The organism is Schumannella sp. 10F1B-5-1, assembly GCF_006517535.1.
GTDB lineage: Bacteria > Actinomycetota > Actinomycetes > Actinomycetales > Microbacteriaceae > Schumannella.
Map to the genome: position 1 here is coordinate 1 of NZ_VHQH01000068.1, position 205 is coordinate 205.

Sequence of the window (205 nt, forward strand, 5' to 3'; positions counted from 1 at the left end):
GACCGTCGAACCTGATCCGGATCATGCCGGCGCAGGGAGGCCATCTCAGGGTCCGACCGCATCCGCGGTCGCCCACCCGTGCCACTTGCAGCGACACAGTCGCAGAAAGGGCACGCATCGTGACCACCGCACCATCCGCAGCCGCACCCACCCGCCGCTGGCGGGTGATCGACATCGTCATCGCGAGCGTCCTCGGCGTCGCGCT

1 protein-coding gene is annotated in these 205 nt (G+C 69.3%); it reads right to left on the minus strand.

Annotated features, from left to right (window positions below):
* A partial coding sequence (locus FJ658_RS16700) for a hypothetical protein (RefSeq protein WP_219995787.1) occupies positions 1 to 181 on the minus strand: 181 nt, incomplete at its 3' end.
* Positions 182 to 205: the final 24 nt, after the last annotated feature.